We start from the raw sequence: 15,881 nt of genomic DNA on the forward strand, positions 1-15,881 counted from the left end.
TTGTACTCTGTCACTAAATTGCTATAAAAGGATCGCTTTCAATGTCCACAAATGGCCTCACTCCGTGTAATGTACTTTGGTATAACCAATTAGGGATGAATGATGTTGACCGTGTCGGAGGCAAAAATGCTTCTCTCGGTGAAATGATCACTAACTTATCTGATCTGGGAGTATCCGTACCTAACGGTTTCGCGACAACCGCACAGGCGTTTAATGATTTTCTGGAGCAGAGCGGTGTAAATCAGCGCATTTATAACCTGCTAGATGAAACGGATATTGATGATGTGAACCAACTGGCTGTAGCAGGTGCTCAGATCCGTCAATGGGTGATTGATACTCCACTGACGAAGGAGTTGGAACAAGATATTCGTGATGCATTCGCGCAACTGTCAGAAGGTGAAGCGGAAGCCTCATTTGCAGTTCGCTCATCGGCAACCGCAGAGGATATGCCTGACGCTTCGTTTGCAGGGCAACAGGAAACATTCCTTAACGTTCAAGGGATAGACGCAGTATTAGTTGCGATTAAACACGTTTTTGCTTCACTGTTTAATGACCGTGCGATTTCATATCGTGTTCACCAAGGTTATGATCACCGTGGTGTCGCACTTTCCGCTGGTATTCAACGGATGGTACGTTCAGATCTAGCCTCATCTGGCGTTATGTTTACGATTGATACTGAATCGGGCTTCGACCAAGTGGTATTTATCACCTCTGCGTATGGTTTAGGTGAGATGGTGGTGCAAGGCGCTGTGAACCCAGATGAATTTTATGTCCATAAGCCAACACTAACAAATAGCCGTCCCGCGATTGTGCGTCGTACACTGGGCTCTAAAAAATTACAAATGGTGTATGCCAACAGTAAAGAGCACGGTAAACAAGTACAAATCGAAGATGTGCCAGAAGCGCTACGCAATCGTTTCTCTTTAGCTGATCATGAAGTTGAAGAACTGGCTCGCCAAGCTTTGCAGATTGAAAAACACTACGGTCGTCCAATGGATATCGAGTGGGCTAAAGATGGCCACAATGGGCGTTTATACATTGTGCAAGCAAGGCCAGAAACCGTTCGCTCTAATCAACAAGTGATGGAACGTTATCAATTAAAACAACAAGGACAAGTTTTAGTTGAAGGACGTGCAATTGGTCATCGCATTGGCTCTGGGGTTGTTAAAGTCATTCATAACTTGAGTGAGATGGATAGAATTCAGGCCGGTGATGTACTTGTTACCGATATGACTGACCCTGATTGGGAACCTATCATGAAAAAAGCGGCTGCGATTGTGACGAATCGTGGTGGACGTACTTGCCATGCTGCAATTATCGCTCGCGAATTAGGTATCCCAGCCGTTGTGGGATGTGGTGATGCGACTGACCGTTTGCATGAAGGCCAAGAGGTGACCGTTTCTTGTTCAGAAGGGGATACGGGCTTTGTGTATGAAGGTAAATTGGCATTTGAAATTCACAGTTCTGAAGTGAGTGATATGCCAAATCTGGATGTCAAAATCATGATGAACGTGGGTAACCCTGATCGTGCATTTGATTTTGCTTGCTTACCTAATGAAGGCGTGGGCTTAGCAAGACTTGAGTTTATCATCAATCGTATGATTGGTGTTCACCCAAGAGCACTGCTGGAGTTTGATAAACAATCTCCTGAGCTGCAAGCCGAAATTCGCCAAATGATGGCGGGTTATGATGATCCGATTGAGTTTTATATTGGTAAATTAACCGAAGGAATCTCGACTCTAGCCGCGGCTTTCTGGCCAAAACGCGTTATTGTCCGTTTATCTGACTTCAAGTCAAATGAATATGCCAATTTAGTCGGCGGGGATATTTATGAGCCTGAAGAAGAGAACCCAATGCTAGGTTTCCGTGGTGCTGGCCGTTATGTGTCTGACAGCTTCCGTGCCTGTTTTGCATTAGAGTGTGAAGCGGTGAAACGTGTTCGTAATACGATGGGCCTAACGAATGTTGAAGTCATGATCCCATTTGTGCGTACCGTTGCACAAGCGGAGTCAGTAATAGCAGAACTGGCGAAACATGATTTGAAACGCGGTGAAAACGGTCTAAAAGTTATTATGATGTGCGAAATACCATCAAATGCTTTACTGGCGGACCAATTCCTCGAACATTTTGACGGTTTCTCTATTGGTTCGAATGATATGACTCAGTTAACATTAGGCCTTGATAGGGACTCAGGTGTTGTTTCTGAATTATTCGATGAACGAAACGATGCAGTTAAAGCGATGTTATCCATGGCGATACAAGCTGCAAAACGCCAAAACAAATATGTAGGCATTTGTGGTCAAGGGCCATCCGACCATCAAGACTTCGCCCAGTGGCTGGTAGATGAAGGCATTGATAGTTTATCTTTAAACCCCGATACTGTCGTACAAACGTGGTTAACGATAGCTGAAAATCAATAGTTATCTCGTTTATTAATTATCAGGCTGAATGTGAATAACATTCAGCCTTTTCATTTACTTGATTAAATTGACCTATTGTAGAAATTGATAAATACGATTATCAGTAGATTAATATTAAACAGTTCTGGATAACTGTTCATATAATACTTCTTGGGTATAAGAAAAAAATAAATTAAATATAATTACCCGCATTATGTGTATTAAGTTTTACAAGAGAAACATATCCTAAATAGGCGTAACGAAACTTAATTAATTATATAACGCTAAAGGAGTAAGATTACTGATAATAATGACAGAAATTGATGTTAATCAATAATTATAAACTGATGTTCTGATTGTGACATGAATAGTATTCATATTAAATTAAGATAAAAAAAAAGCCTATCATGGGCTGACAGGCAAAGACTACACACAGCAATTTAGTTAATAAAACCACGCCTAGAAGGGGATGGCATAGTTTTTTAGATCTAGAGAATTGAATAATCGAATGTTAAACCATTCATATTATACTATCATTAAGAACACTCTCAATATTAATATTAATCATTGTTACTTAACGAGAATTAATTCAATAGATTTATGTTAACATAAATTAGGCTAAATACTAACGTTAGAATGTTAAATATTGTTTCTAAATATTAATGAGCGGCATTTATTAAGTTAGCAGGCATGCATAGCTTGAACATGCCTGCAACTAATTTAGTGATATACTACTTTTTAATCGAAAACTCTTCTTCTAGAAACTTTTCAGTTTCTGTTAAGTCTTCATTTGGAACCGCGACTTCATTCATCCAAGCTTTTAGTAAGCTATATGAAACAGCTAATACAACTGGGCCAATAAACAACCCAATCATACCAAATGATAGAATTCCACCAATAACACCAATAAGGATCAAAACCATTGGTAAGTCTGCACCCATTTTAATTAACCATGGGCGTAGAACGCCATCCATGGTAGCAACAACCGCGGCCCATATAGCAAGAATAATTCCCCAGGTTGTATCACCTGTCCAAAACAGCCAAATGACGGATGGCACCATAATGAGTAGAGGCCCCAATTGCGCCACACAGCATATAAACAACAAGACAGTCAAGATGGCGGCATAACCAATACCCGACAAGGCAAGTCCAATTCCTCCGACGATGGCTTGAATTAGCGCGGTGACGACCACACCAAGGGCAACAGCCCGAATCGATTGCGCTGCTAACACGACAGCTGCATCCCCACGGATCCCAGCAAGACGTACAGCAAAGTGGCGGATGCCAACCATCACTGATTCACCTTTAAGGTAAAGCAAACCACTAAACAACAGCATGAGCATCAAATGAAAAACAAATCGTCCCGCGCTAATAGCTTGAGTGGCAAACCACCCTGCAGCTTGGCCAAAGTAGGGTTGAATTTTAGCCAGTAAAGCATTACCACCACTGGCGACTAAGCTATGCCATGCATAGTAAATTTTCTCACCGACCATTGGGATGGTATTTAGCCATTCTAAATCAGGCAATGTTAGGCTAGATGGTGATTTGGCTAAATCAATAAGTGGGGTACTATTTTCAATAATGCTGCCGATGAGAATACCTAATGGGATAACGAATAGCAGTAATATAAGAAGAACCATCACTAATGTCGCTAACCAGCGCTTGTGCCATAAGCGAGCTTCTAGCTTTAATAATAGTGGCCAAGTAGCAATGACCATCATTCCAGCCCATACAAAGCCAAGAATAAATGGATTAAGTACCCAAAAGCAGGCTGCTATCATTAAAACGATGGATAATAGGCCGAAAATAAGTTTGGGAAGATCCAAGCGTTTTTGCGATTTTTCCATTAATGACTGATCCTTTACAAATGAAAATTCTGCGTGTGTGGCAAGTTTTTAGGTGAAAATAACGTAATTATTTTTCACGGTTAAAAAAAACAATATTGTGGTATGGTTCATGATGGCAATGTCATCAGCGGCTGTGCTCTCTTTACAGGCTGTGAGGGAATTCATCATAGACCTCAGACACTATTGTGCAACTTTAAATAAAGATAGTACATAACGAGTAATGCGAACACTAAACAACAAGAGTCATCGTTAATAATGATCCCGTGTATATCAGAAGCTCCTCATCTTAGTCATTTAGTCATCGAGTTCTTGCATGAGCTACAAGAACAGGGTTTTACTGGGGATAACGGCACCAGCTATGCTGAGCGTTTATCTATGGCGACGGACAACAGTATTTACCAACTATTACCTCAAGCGGTTCTGTTTCCACGTTCGAGTGCAGATGTACAAATTATCACTCGTCTTGCAGGGCAAGCAAAGTTTCGTGAGCTTAGCTTTACACCTCGGGGAGGAGGGACGGGAACTAATGGGCAATCCTTAACTGAAGGGATTGTTGTCGATATGTCCCGTTACATGAACCGTATTTTAGAAATAAACCCAGAGCAAGGTTGGGTTAAAGTTGAGGCAGGGGTCATCAAAGACCAATTAAATCAGTACCTCAAGCCTTACGGTTATTTCTTTTCACCTGAATTATCCACCAGTAATCGAGCAACGTTAGGTGGGATGATCAACACTGACGCATCAGGCCAAGGCTCATTAGTTTATGGAAAAACGTCTGATCACGTATTAGGTGTCAAAGCCATGGTGTTAGGTGGTGAATGCCTAGATACACGCGCTATGCCTATCGAACTCGCCCAAACGATTGCGTCAGAAGATTCTACGGTGGGGCGCATTTATAAAACGGTGTTAGAACGCTGTTTAGAGCAACGTCCATTAATTGAAGAAAAATTTCCTAAGTTAAACCGTTTCTTAACTGGTTATGATTTACGTCATGTATTTAATGATGCACTAACCGAATTTGACCTTACCCGTATTTTGACAGGGTCTGAAGGGTCTTTAGCCTTTATTACCGAGGCGACGCTTGATATCACACCTTTGCCAAAAGTACGGCGCTTAGTAAATGTAAAATATGACTCTTTTGAGTCCGCATTGCGTAATGCGCCTTTTATGGTTGAAGCGAAAGCACTGTCTGTTGAAACCGTGGATTCAAAAGTACTTAACTTGGCAAAAGAAGACATCGTTTGGCATTCCGTAAAAGCCTTAATTACAGATGTGCCAAATAAAGAAATGTTAGGGTTAAACATCGTCGAATTTAGTGGTGACGATGAAGATGAAATCAATCAATTGACTGAAAGCCTGTGCCAACGCTTAGACGAATTAATGGCAAGCAATCAAGCCGGAGTGATTGGCTATCAAACTTGTCATGATCTTGAAGATATTACGCGTATTTATAACATGCGTAAAAAAGCGGTTGGGTTGTTGGGTAATAGTAAAGGCGCAGCGAAGCCAATTCCATTTGTTGAGGATACCTGCGTTCCCCCTGAGCATCTCGCAGACTATATAGTAGAATTTCGTGCGTTATTAGACAGTCATAACTTGAATTATGGCATGTTTGGTCATGTAGATGCAGGGGTACTACACGTTCGTCCTGCACTTGATATGTGTGATCCGCAACAAGAAGTATTGATGAAACAAATTTCTGATGAAATTGTGGCATTAACCGCGAAATACGGTGGACTACTGTGGGGGGAGCATGGGAAAGGTTTCCGTGCACAATATAGCCCTGAATTTTTTGGTGATGTGTTATACGCTGAACTGCGTAACATCAAAGCCGCTTTTGACCCCGATAACCGTTTGAACCCGGGTAAAATCTGTCCGCCTGCAGGGCTAGATGCACCGATGAAGCAGGTTGATGATATCAAGCGAGGAACGTATGACCGGCAAATTCCAGTCCAAATGCGCCAAGAATTCCGTGGTGCAATGGAGTGTAATGGCAATGGGCTGTGTTTTAATTTTGATGTGAAAAGTCCGATGTGCCCGTCGATGAAGGTGAGCGGTCAACGAGTCCATTCCCCGAAAGGCCGCGCGACACTTGTTCGCGAATGGTTAAGGTTACTCGCGGAACAAGGCGTTACACCAGAACACCTTGAAAAAGGTATTACACAAAGCCAACCATCATTGCGTGGTCTCATAGAGAAAACCCGTAACACTTGGCGTGCGAAGCAAGGCGATTATGACTTCTCTCACGAGGTGAAAGCCTCAATGGCAGGGTGCCTTGCCTGTAAAGCCTGTTCAACTCAATGCCCGATCAAAATTGATGTGCCCTCATTTAGAGCGAAATTTTTAGCGTTGTACCATGGCCGCTATTTACGTCCTATTCGGGATCACATTGTTGCGAACGTTGAAGCAAGTGCCCCATTATTTTCCAAAGTGCCGGGGGTATTTAATTTCTTTTTGCGTCAACCAATGGTGCAAAAATTGAGCCAGCACACTATAGGTATGGTGGATTTACCGTTGTTTTCTCAACCCACGTTAAAACAAGAACTTTCAGGGCATGCCGCAGTTTCTGTCACGCTTGAACAACTTGAAAGTATGACGGGTTCACAGCGTGAAAAATATGTGCTGGTGGTTCAAGACCCTTTCACCAGTTATTACGATGCCAAAGTAGTGGCAGATTTTGTCCGCTTAATCGAAAAATTAGGCCTTAAACCTGTATTGTTACCGTTCTCACCGAATGGAAAAGCACAACACATCAAAGGTTTTTTAGCGAAGTTTGCGAAAACAGCACGTAAGACTGCGGACTTTTTAAATCGAGTGGCAAAGTTACAGCTGCCAATGGTTGGTGTTGACCCTGCGCTGGTACTTTGTTACCGCGATGAATATCATGAAATTTTAGGCAAAGAACAATGCCAATTTACGGTGATGTTGGCGCATGAGTGGTTAATGACATTGCCTGAACCACACAATATGCAAACGGCATCGGCTCAACCGTGGTATTTTTTCGGTCATTGTACGGAATCAACGGCTTTACCTAATAGTGCGAATCAATGGGCAGCGTTATTTGCTCGCTTTGGGCAAACATTAAATAATGTTAGTGTTGGATGTTGTGGCATGGCAGGGACTTATGGGCACGAAGTAGCGAATCTTGAAAATTCAAAAGGAATTTATAACTTATCGTGGAAAGGTGCAATGTCTCCTTTACCAAAAGATCGCTGTTTGAGTTCAGGTTACTCTTGCCGTAGCCAAGTTAAGCGAATGGAAAATGTAGCAATAAAACATCCTATTCAAGCCCTGTTGGAGATAGTTTAATGATTTGGAAACGTCAATTTAATTTGCAACAACTCGCTGAAATGTCAAAAACCTGCATGTTAGGGCATCTCGGTATTGAAATAACGGCAATTGGAGATGATTATTTAGAAGGAATAATGCCTGTTGATCATCGTACCAAACAGCCTTTTGGGTTATTGCATGGTGGTGCTTCCGTTGTATTAGCTGAATCCTTAGGTTCAATTGCGGGTTATATGTGCTCGGAAGGGGAACAAAAGGTGGTCGGGTTGGAAATCAATGCAAACCATGTTCGTGCTGCTCGTTCAGGGGTTGTGAAGGGGATTTGTAAACCTATTCATTTAGGGCGTCGCCAGCAAGTGTGGAATATTGAAATTTTCAATGAACAAGGAAAATTGTGTTGTACTTCTCGCCTGACAACTGCGGTATTATTTGAATAATAACCACTCTAAATATAGGGTTTTTAGCTAATCAAAGGCTGGATAACCCTATAAAACCCTTTCCATTGTGTGGCTTTATGGCCATTCTTTCTATAAATTCATTTTTATCAAGTTAATTAAGTTGTATAATAAATGCATCTTTATTAATTTGTGTCATTTAAGTGTATTATTTAGTACAAATTTAAATGAAAAACACAACTCTATTTACTTGTTATTTATCAATGAATTATGCTGGTTTCTCTAGGGTGCTGTTTGTTTTTTAATCTAAGGGTGAGCAAGAAAAGAGCTAAAATAGCTATAACCTCTTAAAACAAATGGTTGAAGTCAATTAGCTAATCATTACCATAGGGTAGGCAGAGTTAATCTCTTGATAACAGGCTGAAAAGCCATAAGAAATGTGGGGTCAATATGACTGACGGTGTAGAGACATTTTCATTTGATGAAAACAATTGGCAGGGAGTTAACCTGACACAAAGCGCTGCAAAACAAATCAAAAAATTGATGGTGCAAAACCCAAACACAAAAGGGCTTTCACTCGGCGTAAAACAGTCTGGTTGCGCAGGTTTCGGTTATGTGTTTGAGATGATCGAAAACCCAACAGACCAACACCTGTTATTTGAACTCGATGGCGCACACCTTTATGTGCCAAAAGAAGCAATGCCATTTATTGATGGCACAGTCGTTGATTTTGTCCAAGAAGGGCTGAATCAAATTTTCAAATTTAATAACCCGAAAGCCCAACATGCCTGTGGGTGTGGTGAAAGCTTCGGCGTTTAACATGTGAAGTCAGATTATGTCACAGAGCAATGTAGAAGTTGGCGATGATGTTCAAAGCTGGCTTGATGACCAGCGTTATAAAGAAGGCTTCTTTACTGAAGTCGCAACTGATGAAATGGCGAAAGGGATCAACGAAGATGTGATCCGTGCCATTTCAGCAAAACGTAATGAGCCTGAGTGGATGCTCCAATTCCGTCTTGATGCCTTTAATCACTGGAAAGGCATGGAAGAACCTCATTGGCTGAAAGCGAATTACCCAAATCTCGATTATCAGGACTACAGCTATTACTCAGCGCCATCTTGTGGCTCATGCGATGATACTTGTGGTTCGCAAACTGGTGCGACACAAGGCACTGGTGTGGCTGAAACCAATAATTATTTAACCGCTGAAGTTGAAGAAGCCTTTAACCAGTTGGGTGTTCCTGTCCGTGAAGGGAAGGCCGTTGCGGTAGATGCAATTTTTGACTCGGTCTCGGTATCAACAACGTACCGTGATGACCTCGCGAAACATGGGGTTATTTTTTGTTCGTTCAGTGAAGCTATTCAAGAGTACCCTGAACTGGTACAGAAATATCTCGGGTCAGTTGTTTCGAGCCATGATAACTTTTTTGCGGCATTAAATGCGGCGGTAGCTTCAGATGGTACGTTTGTGTATGTACCAAAAGGCGTACATTGCCCAATGGAGCTATCAACGTATTTTAGGATCAACGCAGCCAAAACAGGCCAGTTTGAGCGTACGATTTTAATTGCCGATGAAGGTAGTTATGTCAGCTATATCGAAGGGTGTTCTGCACCTGTTCGTGATAGTTATCAGCTTCATGCTGCGGTTGTTGAAGTGATTATTCATAAAGATGCTGAAGTGAAATATTCAACAGTCCAAAACTGGTTCTCTGGTGGAGATAGCGAAGCGGGTGGGATCCTGAACTTTGTGACTAAGCGCGCACTGTGTGAGGGTGAAAATTCTAAAATGTCATGGACGCAGTCAGAAACAGGCTCTGCCATCACATGGAAATACCCAAGCGTCATCCTAAAAGGGGACAACTCAGTCGGTGAATTTTACTCCGTTGCATTAACAAACGGCAATCAACAAGCGGATACCGGAACGAAAATGATCCATATCGGGAAAAACACCCGTTCCACGATCATTTCTAAAGGTATTTCTGCGGGTAAAAGCCAAAACAGTTACCGTGGTTTAGTAAAAATTTTACCGAGTGCACATAATGCACGTAACTTTACCCAATGTGACTCTATGTTAATTGGTACACAGTGTGGTGCACATACTTTCCCCTATGTGGAAGTGAAAAATAATACGGCACAGCTCGAACATGAAGCAACAACCTCACGCATTGGGGAAGACCAGTTATTTTACTGTTTACAACGTGGTATCAGCGAAGACGATGCAATTTCAATGATTGTAAATGGTTTCTGTAAGGATGTGTTCTCGGAGCTCCCATTAGAATTTGCCGTAGAAGCACAAAAATTACTGGCGATCAGCTTAGAGCACAGCGTGGGCTGATCCTAATCGAGTTTATTTGCGCTAAAGCGCTAAAGGCATGTAAATATGTTAAGTGTTAAAGATTTACACGTGAGTGTAGAAGGTAATGAGATTTTAAAAGGGTTATCTCTGGAAGTAAAACCAGGGGAAGTTCATGCCATCATGGGGCCAAATGGCTCAGGTAAAAGTACATTATCAGCCACACTTGCTGGCCGCGAAGAGTATGAAATTGATAGCGGTGAAGTAACGTTTAAAGGTAAAGACCTGTTTGAATTAGATCCCGAAGAGCGTGCAGGGGAAGGTGTTTTTCTCGCATTCCAATACCCAGTCGAAATTCCAGGGGTCAGTAACCAATTTTTCTTACAAACGGCAGTTAATGCGGTTAGAGAATATCGCCAGCAAGAAGCATTAGATCGTTTTGATTTTCAAGATTTTATTGAAGACAAAATCAAATTATTAGAAATGCCAGAAGATTTGCTTGCGCGTTCTGTCAACGTAGGTTTCTCCGGTGGTGAGAAAAAACGTAATGATATCTTGCAGATGGCAGCACTAGAACCTCAATTGTGTATCCTCGATGAAACTGACTCCGGTTTAGATATTGATGCACTGAAAATTGTGGCTAACGGGGTGAATTCATTACGCTCGCCAGAGCGTTCATTCATCATTGTCACTCACTATCAGCGTATTTTGGATTATGTGAAACCTGACTTTGTCCATGTGTTATATCAAGGGAAAATCATCAAATCAGGTGATTTCAGTTTAGCGAAAAAACTGGAGGAGCAGGGTTATGGCTGGCTTATTGACCAACAGTGAAAGAGCACAAAAACGTGCAGAAGTTGCGAAGCTGAATGAGCAAGCTATGTCACGTTTTTCTGAATTATTTGAGCAGCGACACGGTGCGAACTCCCAACATGCTAAAACGCATTGGGAAATGGCAAAACAAGTTGGCTTACCGGTGTTCCGCCATGAAGATTGGCACTATACACCACTAAATACGGTACTTGAGGCTCAGTATCGTTTTAGTGACGGTGATGTTGTAGCAAAAGAGTGTGAGGCATTGGCTCTGCCCATTGATGCATATCGCCTTGTTTTAATTGATGGGCGCTATAGTTCAACATTAAGCTCCATTGATATGGGGCCATTCCAAGTGGCTTTGCTTGATAACCAAGACTTGCTTCCTTCGCCTGTAAATAGCGAGATCTTCTTGCATTTAACTGAAAGCTTGGCGGTACAACCGTTAGTTATTCACCTTGCGGCAAATAAAGTAGCAGAAAAACCATTATATCTGCTGAATATTTCAACAGGGAGCGACGATAAACAAGCAACAAATATTAGCCAGTATCGCTACCATTTAACGTTAGATGCAAACAGTAAAGCCCAAGTCATTGAGCATTATGTCAGTTTGAATGACGAAATGCACATGACGGGCAGCCGCTTAACGGTTGAAGTTGGTGATAATGCAGACTTTAGTCACTTTAAGTTAAATGTTGAAAATGGTCAGTCTCAGCATTTTGCTCACAATGATATTGTTGTTGGTCGCGATAGCCGTGTGAAAAGTACGAGTTTTTTACTTGGCGCATTATTAACGCGTAACCATACCAGTGCTCGCCTTGATGGTGAAAATACTGAGTTAGAACTTAACAGTATATTGTTACCTAAAGGCAATGAAATTGCAGATACGCGCACGTATTTAGAGCACAATAATAGCTACTGTAATAGTCGCCAATTACACAAAGTCATTGCAATGGATAGCAGTAAAGCTGTCTTTAATGGCATGATTAAAGTGGCACCGAACGCATTAAAAACGGATGGTCAAATGACTAACAACACGTTGTTGTTAGGTGAGAAAGCAGAAATTGATACCAAGCCTCAGCTTGAAATTTATGCTGATGACGTAAAGTGTGGTCACGGTGCAACAGTCGGTCGTATTGATGACGAACAACTGTTTTATCTGCGTTCAAGGGGAATTGAGGGGAAAGCAGCAAAACATATGATTATTATTGCATTTGCTGCGGAACTTACAGAATCTATTGAATCGGAAGAATTAAAACACGCTGTGATGGCAAACATCCGCCAGCGCTTAGCGGAGGTTTAATATCCATGTCATTCAATGTCGCATCAGTCAGGCAGGATTTTCCTGCCTTATCTCAGTCAGTCAATAATCATCCGCTGGTTTATTTAGATAGCGCTGCAAGTGCGCAGAAGCCTTTGCAAGTTATTGAAAAAGAAAGCGAGTTTACACTGCACCAATATGCCGCGGTTCACCGCGGTATACATACTCTTAGTGCAAACGCGACGACAATGATGGAAGACGTTCGTCAAAAAGCAGCCGCTTTCATTCATGCCGCTTCAAATGAAGAAATCGTGTTTGTTAAAGGTACGACGGAAGGCATTAACCTTGTTGCAAACAGTTTTGGGCGGAAGTATTTCCATGAAGGGGACAATATTGTCATCACTGAAATGGAACACCATGCGAATATTGTACCTTGGTATATGTTAGCAGAGGAAATTGGCTTTGAAATCCGTATTATACCAATTTCAGATGATGGTAGGCTGCAATTAGATGTATTAAAGGATGTCATTGATTCACGCACGCGATTGCTGAGCTTTACACATATCTCTAATGTATTAGGAACAGTTAATCCCGTTCAGGATATCATCAAGCAAGCACGAGCCATTGCGGCTTCAAAAGGCGGTGAGATCGCGGTATTGGTCGATGGCGCGCAAGGTGCAATGCATCAGCAGGTTGATGTGCAAGCCTTAGACTGTGATTTCTATGTGTTTTCAGGTCACAAGCTATATGGCCCGACGGGTATTGGTATCCTTTACGGTAAAAAAGCTATTTTGGATATGATGCCTCCATGGGAAGGTGGTGGGGCGATGATCCGCCAAGTTAGCCTGACCAAAGGGATCACTTTTGCTGATGCACCATGGCGCTTTGAAGCAGGAACACCGAATGTAAGCGCAATTATTGGTTTAGGGGCGGCATTCGATTATTTAAATGCACTAAATTTATCTGATGTATTTACTCATGAAGCCGAAGTGATGGCTTATGCGTCTAAGAAATTACAAGAAATACCGTCCATTAGATTGTATGGTAATGACCAACGGGAAGGGGTACTCGCTTTTAATTTAGGGGAGCACCATGCCTATGATGTGGGGTCTTTTCTTGATAGATATGGTATTGCAATCCGTACTGGCCATCATTGTGCTTTACCGTTAATGGAACATTATCATGTTCCCGCTATGTGTCGTGCTTCAGTAGGAATTTATACCACTAAGGAAGAGGTTGATTTCTTATTCAATGCGTTACAGCGCATCAAAAAATTGTTAGGCTAAGCACATAAGAAACACAGAGTAAAGGAAATGAGCATGCCCGCATTACCCGATGAAAATAAGTTATTACGCAATTTCTCTCGCTGCCAAGATTGGGAAGAACGCTATCTCTACATGATAGAATTAGGGGGGCGTTTACCTGAACTCACCGCGGTGCAAAGATGCGATAATAATTTAATCGCCGGTTGCCAAAGTCAAGTGTGGATTGATATGCAAAAACAAGCTGACGGGACAATTACGTTTGCAGGTGACAGCGACGCTGCAATCGTTAAAGGGTTAGTTGCTATTGTGATCATTCTTTTTCAAGGTAAAACGGCCCAACAAATATTAGCACTCGATGTTAAGTCATTTTTTGAGCAATTAGCATTGGAGCAGCATTTAACACCTTCACGCACTCAAGGCTTAAATGCGATGATCCGTACAATTTTATCGCGCGCGGCACAATTCGAGTGATCCTACCGAGGGGAGCGTTATGCATGCTCCCTTACCTATATTTTACTTCTTAGGTGTTACTCTTTATCTGGGTAACACACTAAATTCACCGTGTTTAACGATATCTAACTATATTTTAACCATCATAAAAAGACAGCGCTCTTATTAATACTTAATAAAAATATTTATTTAGTATTAAAGATATGAAAGATAGTTGCTATTATGAACAATAATCATTGAATTATTGTAAGAATATTATTTTCCTTGGAGTAGATATGAAAAGAGTTTTGACGGTGGTAAGTTTGTTTGTCATGAGTGCCTTATTGGCTCCAGTTCAAGCAAAAGAATACCCATTACCTGATAGTAACACTCGCCTTATCGGGGAAAATTATACGTACATCGTCCCCAATGATGGGCGGCCGTTGGAAGCCATTGCCAGTGAGCACCAAATTGGCTTACTCGGTATGCTTGAAGCTAACCCAGGAACAGATCCATACCTTCCTGAAGCGGGTAAAGAACTTATCATTCCAGCACAAATGCTATTGCCGTCAACACCAAGAACAGGGATCGTGATTAATTTGGCAGAGCTGCGTTTATATTATTACCCAGCGAACAGTGAAGAAGTGATCGTATACCCTATTGGTATTGGTCAATTAGGTCGTGATACACCTGAAATGGTGACTTCAGTAAGCCAATCAATTAAAGACCCTACATGGACACCCACGGCAAATATTCGTAAAAATTATGCGAAAGAAGGTATAACGCTTCCTGCTGTCGTTCCTGCTGGCCCTGAAAACCCAATGGGCTTATATGCATTACGGCTAGCACATGGGCGTGGTGAATATCTGATCCATGGTACTAATGCGGATTTTGGGATTGGTATGCGAGTGAGCTCCGGTTGCATTCGTTTACGTCCTGATGATATTGAAGCATTATTCAAGACAGTACCAAGAGGAACACGTGTTCAAGTTATTGATCAGCCGGTAAAATATTCTAAAGAACCTGATGGTAGTTATTACATCGAGGTGCATCAGCCATTATCACGGACAAGTAATGATGACCCTCAAACCATGCCAATCAAGCTATCTGACGATTTTAAGCGTTTTCTTGAAAATGAAGGGGTTGATAAGGCTTTAGTAGAAAAAGAGCTAGCAAGGCGTTCTGGTATGCCTGTGCGTGTTAATAATGATCAGGGTAACAGTATTCCTGAAAGTGAAACACAACACGAAGGTTTAGTGCCTATTGAACCATTCTCTATTTCACAACCAGAACCTATCTATGATGGTAAAGTTGGTGCTTTGTTACCTGCGAAATACCGTTCTTCTGTTGTAAATCAATAATCCTGACAAATAATAAGGGCCTATTTTCATAGGCCCTCATAAATACTATTAGCTTCAAAGAAGCGTCGTATCAGCTAGATAACGACCAAATCGAACTTATTTTTTGTAAGTACGAACTTGGTTATCTAAACGCTGGTTAGCGCGTGCTGCTTCTTCTTGAGCTGTCTGTACGTCAGAACGCAGAGACTGAACGTCGTTGCTCAGTTGATCAACTTTACCATTCAGAGTTTGCACGTCTGAAGAGAGTTTTTGCACTTCAGTGCTGTTAGAACAACCCGCTAGTAATGCTGAAGCTAATACGATAGAGCCCAGTACAATTTTAGTACGAATCATTATTTTACCCTCTAGATTGATTTATCTTGAAAATATAAAAAAGCAAGTCACCAAACAATAGAGCTAAGCTTGTTATCTTAAAGCTTGCTATATCCCTTTAAAACAACCTAATGAAAATTAGGGTATGGCACTTACTATGTCTTATGCTAGTACTAAATATAAAGTTTTGCTAGAAATACTTTATATTTAGTACTAGG

At 41.6% G+C, this 15,881-nt stretch carries 12 protein-coding genes; 10 read left to right on the forward strand and 2 right to left on the reverse strand.

Translation table 11 applies throughout. The features are described 5' to 3' along the window. Window positions 1-41 precede the first annotated feature (41 nt). Window positions 42-2,420, forward strand: coding sequence for a phosphoenolpyruvate synthase (gene ppsA, locus M1E86_RS08235; protein ID WP_213913259.1), 2,379 nt, complete (start codon window positions 42-44; stop codon window positions 2,418-2,420). 710 nt (window positions 2,421-3,130) lie between these two features. Here the strand turns inward: ppsA and ydiK are convergent. Next, window positions 3,131-4,246, reverse strand: coding sequence for an AI-2E family transporter YdiK (ydiK, locus tag M1E86_RS08240; RefSeq protein WP_125890964.1), 1,116 nt, complete (start codon window positions 4,244-4,246; stop codon window positions 3,131-3,133). A gap of 255 nt (window positions 4,247-4,501) precedes the next feature. On the opposite strand from ydiK, the gene ydiJ reads away from it, so the two are divergent. From ydiJ to M1E86_RS08285, 9 genes are all read left to right on the forward strand, one after another. Beyond that, on the forward strand, window positions 4,502-7,555 hold the full coding sequence (gene ydiJ, locus M1E86_RS08245) for a D-2-hydroxyglutarate dehydrogenase YdiJ (protein WP_213913258.1): 3,054 nt from the start codon (window positions 4,502-4,504) through the stop codon (window positions 7,553-7,555). Further along, complete coding sequence (gene menI, locus M1E86_RS08250; RefSeq protein ID WP_094961759.1) at window positions 7,555-7,971, forward strand: 1,4-dihydroxy-2-naphthoyl-CoA hydrolase; 417 nt, start codon at window positions 7,555-7,557, stop codon at window positions 7,969-7,971. Before ydiJ ends, menI begins: the two co-directional genes overlap by 1 nt. 408 nt (window positions 7,972-8,379) lie before the next feature. Next, entirely contained in the window at window positions 8,380-8,748 is a 369-nt protein-coding gene (gene sufA / locus M1E86_RS08255) for a Fe-S cluster assembly scaffold SufA (RefSeq protein ID WP_102139709.1), read from the forward strand. A 16-nt stretch (window positions 8,749-8,764) separates the two neighbouring features. Further along, a complete protein-coding gene (gene sufB, locus M1E86_RS08260) occupies window positions 8,765-10,264 on the forward strand; it encodes a Fe-S cluster assembly protein SufB (protein WP_213913257.1) in 1,500 nt (499 codons plus the stop codon). A gap of 45 nt (window positions 10,265-10,309) precedes the next feature. After that, window positions 10,310-11,056 carry a Fe-S cluster assembly ATPase SufC gene (sufC, locus tag M1E86_RS08265; RefSeq protein WP_004263776.1) on the forward strand — a complete coding sequence of 249 codons (747 nt, stop codon included), beginning with the start codon at window positions 10,310-10,312 and terminating at the stop codon, window positions 11,054-11,056. Further along, a complete protein-coding gene (gene sufD, locus M1E86_RS08270) occupies window positions 11,031-12,338 on the forward strand; it encodes a Fe-S cluster assembly protein SufD (RefSeq protein WP_213913256.1) in 1,308 nt (435 codons plus the stop codon). The genes sufC and sufD overlap by 26 nt, the downstream gene beginning before the upstream one ends. Before the next feature lie 5 nt (window positions 12,339-12,343). Continuing rightward, window positions 12,344-13,582 (forward strand): cysteine desulfurase SufS, encoded by a 1,239-nt coding sequence (sufS, locus tag M1E86_RS08275; protein WP_213913255.1) that lies wholly within the window; start codon window positions 12,344-12,346, stop codon window positions 13,580-13,582. 33 nt (window positions 13,583-13,615) lie between these two features. Further along, complete coding sequence (gene sufE / locus M1E86_RS08280; RefSeq protein WP_125890970.1) at window positions 13,616-14,032, forward strand: cysteine desulfuration protein SufE; 417 nt, start codon at window positions 13,616-13,618, stop codon at window positions 14,030-14,032. Window positions 14,033-14,286: 254 nt separating this feature from the next. Next, complete coding sequence (locus tag M1E86_RS08285) at window positions 14,287-15,351, forward strand: L,D-transpeptidase family protein (protein ID WP_213913254.1); 1,065 nt, start codon at window positions 14,287-14,289, stop codon at window positions 15,349-15,351. Between the two features lie 96 nt (window positions 15,352-15,447). On the opposite strand, the gene M1E86_RS08290 is transcribed toward M1E86_RS08285, so the two are convergent. Beyond that, window positions 15,448-15,684 (reverse strand): major outer membrane lipoprotein, encoded by a 237-nt coding sequence (locus M1E86_RS08290; RefSeq protein WP_004263789.1) that lies wholly within the window; start codon window positions 15,682-15,684, stop codon window positions 15,448-15,450. Window positions 15,685-15,881: the final 197 nt, after the last annotated feature.

It is taken from the genome of Providencia sp. PROV200, from assembly GCF_049901995.1.
In the GTDB taxonomy this organism is placed as follows: Bacteria; Pseudomonadota; Gammaproteobacteria; order Enterobacterales; family Enterobacteriaceae; genus Providencia; species Providencia rettgeri_E.

Excerpts from the sequence above, each read along its gene's own strand:
- ppsA (WP_213913259.1), top strand. The coding sequence starts at position 42 with ATGTCCACAAATGGCCTCACTCCGTGTAATGTACTTTGGTATAACCAA.
- ydiK (WP_125890964.1), bottom strand. The coding sequence starts at position 4,246 with ATGGAAAAATCGCAAAAACGCTTGGATCTTCCCAAACTTATTTTCGGC.
- ydiJ (WP_213913258.1), top strand. The coding sequence starts at position 4,502 with ATGATCCCGTGTATATCAGAAGCTCCTCATCTTAGTCATTTAGTCATC.
- menI (WP_094961759.1), top strand. The coding sequence starts at position 7,555 with ATGATTTGGAAACGTCAATTTAATTTGCAACAACTCGCTGAAATGTCA.
- sufA (WP_102139709.1), top strand. The coding sequence starts at position 8,380 with ATGACTGACGGTGTAGAGACATTTTCATTTGATGAAAACAATTGGCAG.
- sufB (WP_213913257.1), top strand. The coding sequence starts at position 8,765 with ATGTCACAGAGCAATGTAGAAGTTGGCGATGATGTTCAAAGCTGGCTT.
- sufC (WP_004263776.1), top strand. The coding sequence starts at position 10,310 with ATGTTAAGTGTTAAAGATTTACACGTGAGTGTAGAAGGTAATGAGATT.
- sufD (WP_213913256.1), top strand. The coding sequence starts at position 11,031 with ATGGCTGGCTTATTGACCAACAGTGAAAGAGCACAAAAACGTGCAGAA.
- sufS (WP_213913255.1), top strand. The coding sequence starts at position 12,344 with ATGTCATTCAATGTCGCATCAGTCAGGCAGGATTTTCCTGCCTTATCT.
- sufE (WP_125890970.1), top strand. The coding sequence starts at position 13,616 with ATGCCCGCATTACCCGATGAAAATAAGTTATTACGCAATTTCTCTCGC.
- M1E86_RS08285 (WP_213913254.1), top strand. The coding sequence starts at position 14,287 with ATGAAAAGAGTTTTGACGGTGGTAAGTTTGTTTGTCATGAGTGCCTTA.
- M1E86_RS08290 (WP_004263789.1), bottom strand. The coding sequence starts at position 15,684 with ATGATTCGTACTAAAATTGTACTGGGCTCTATCGTATTAGCTTCAGCA.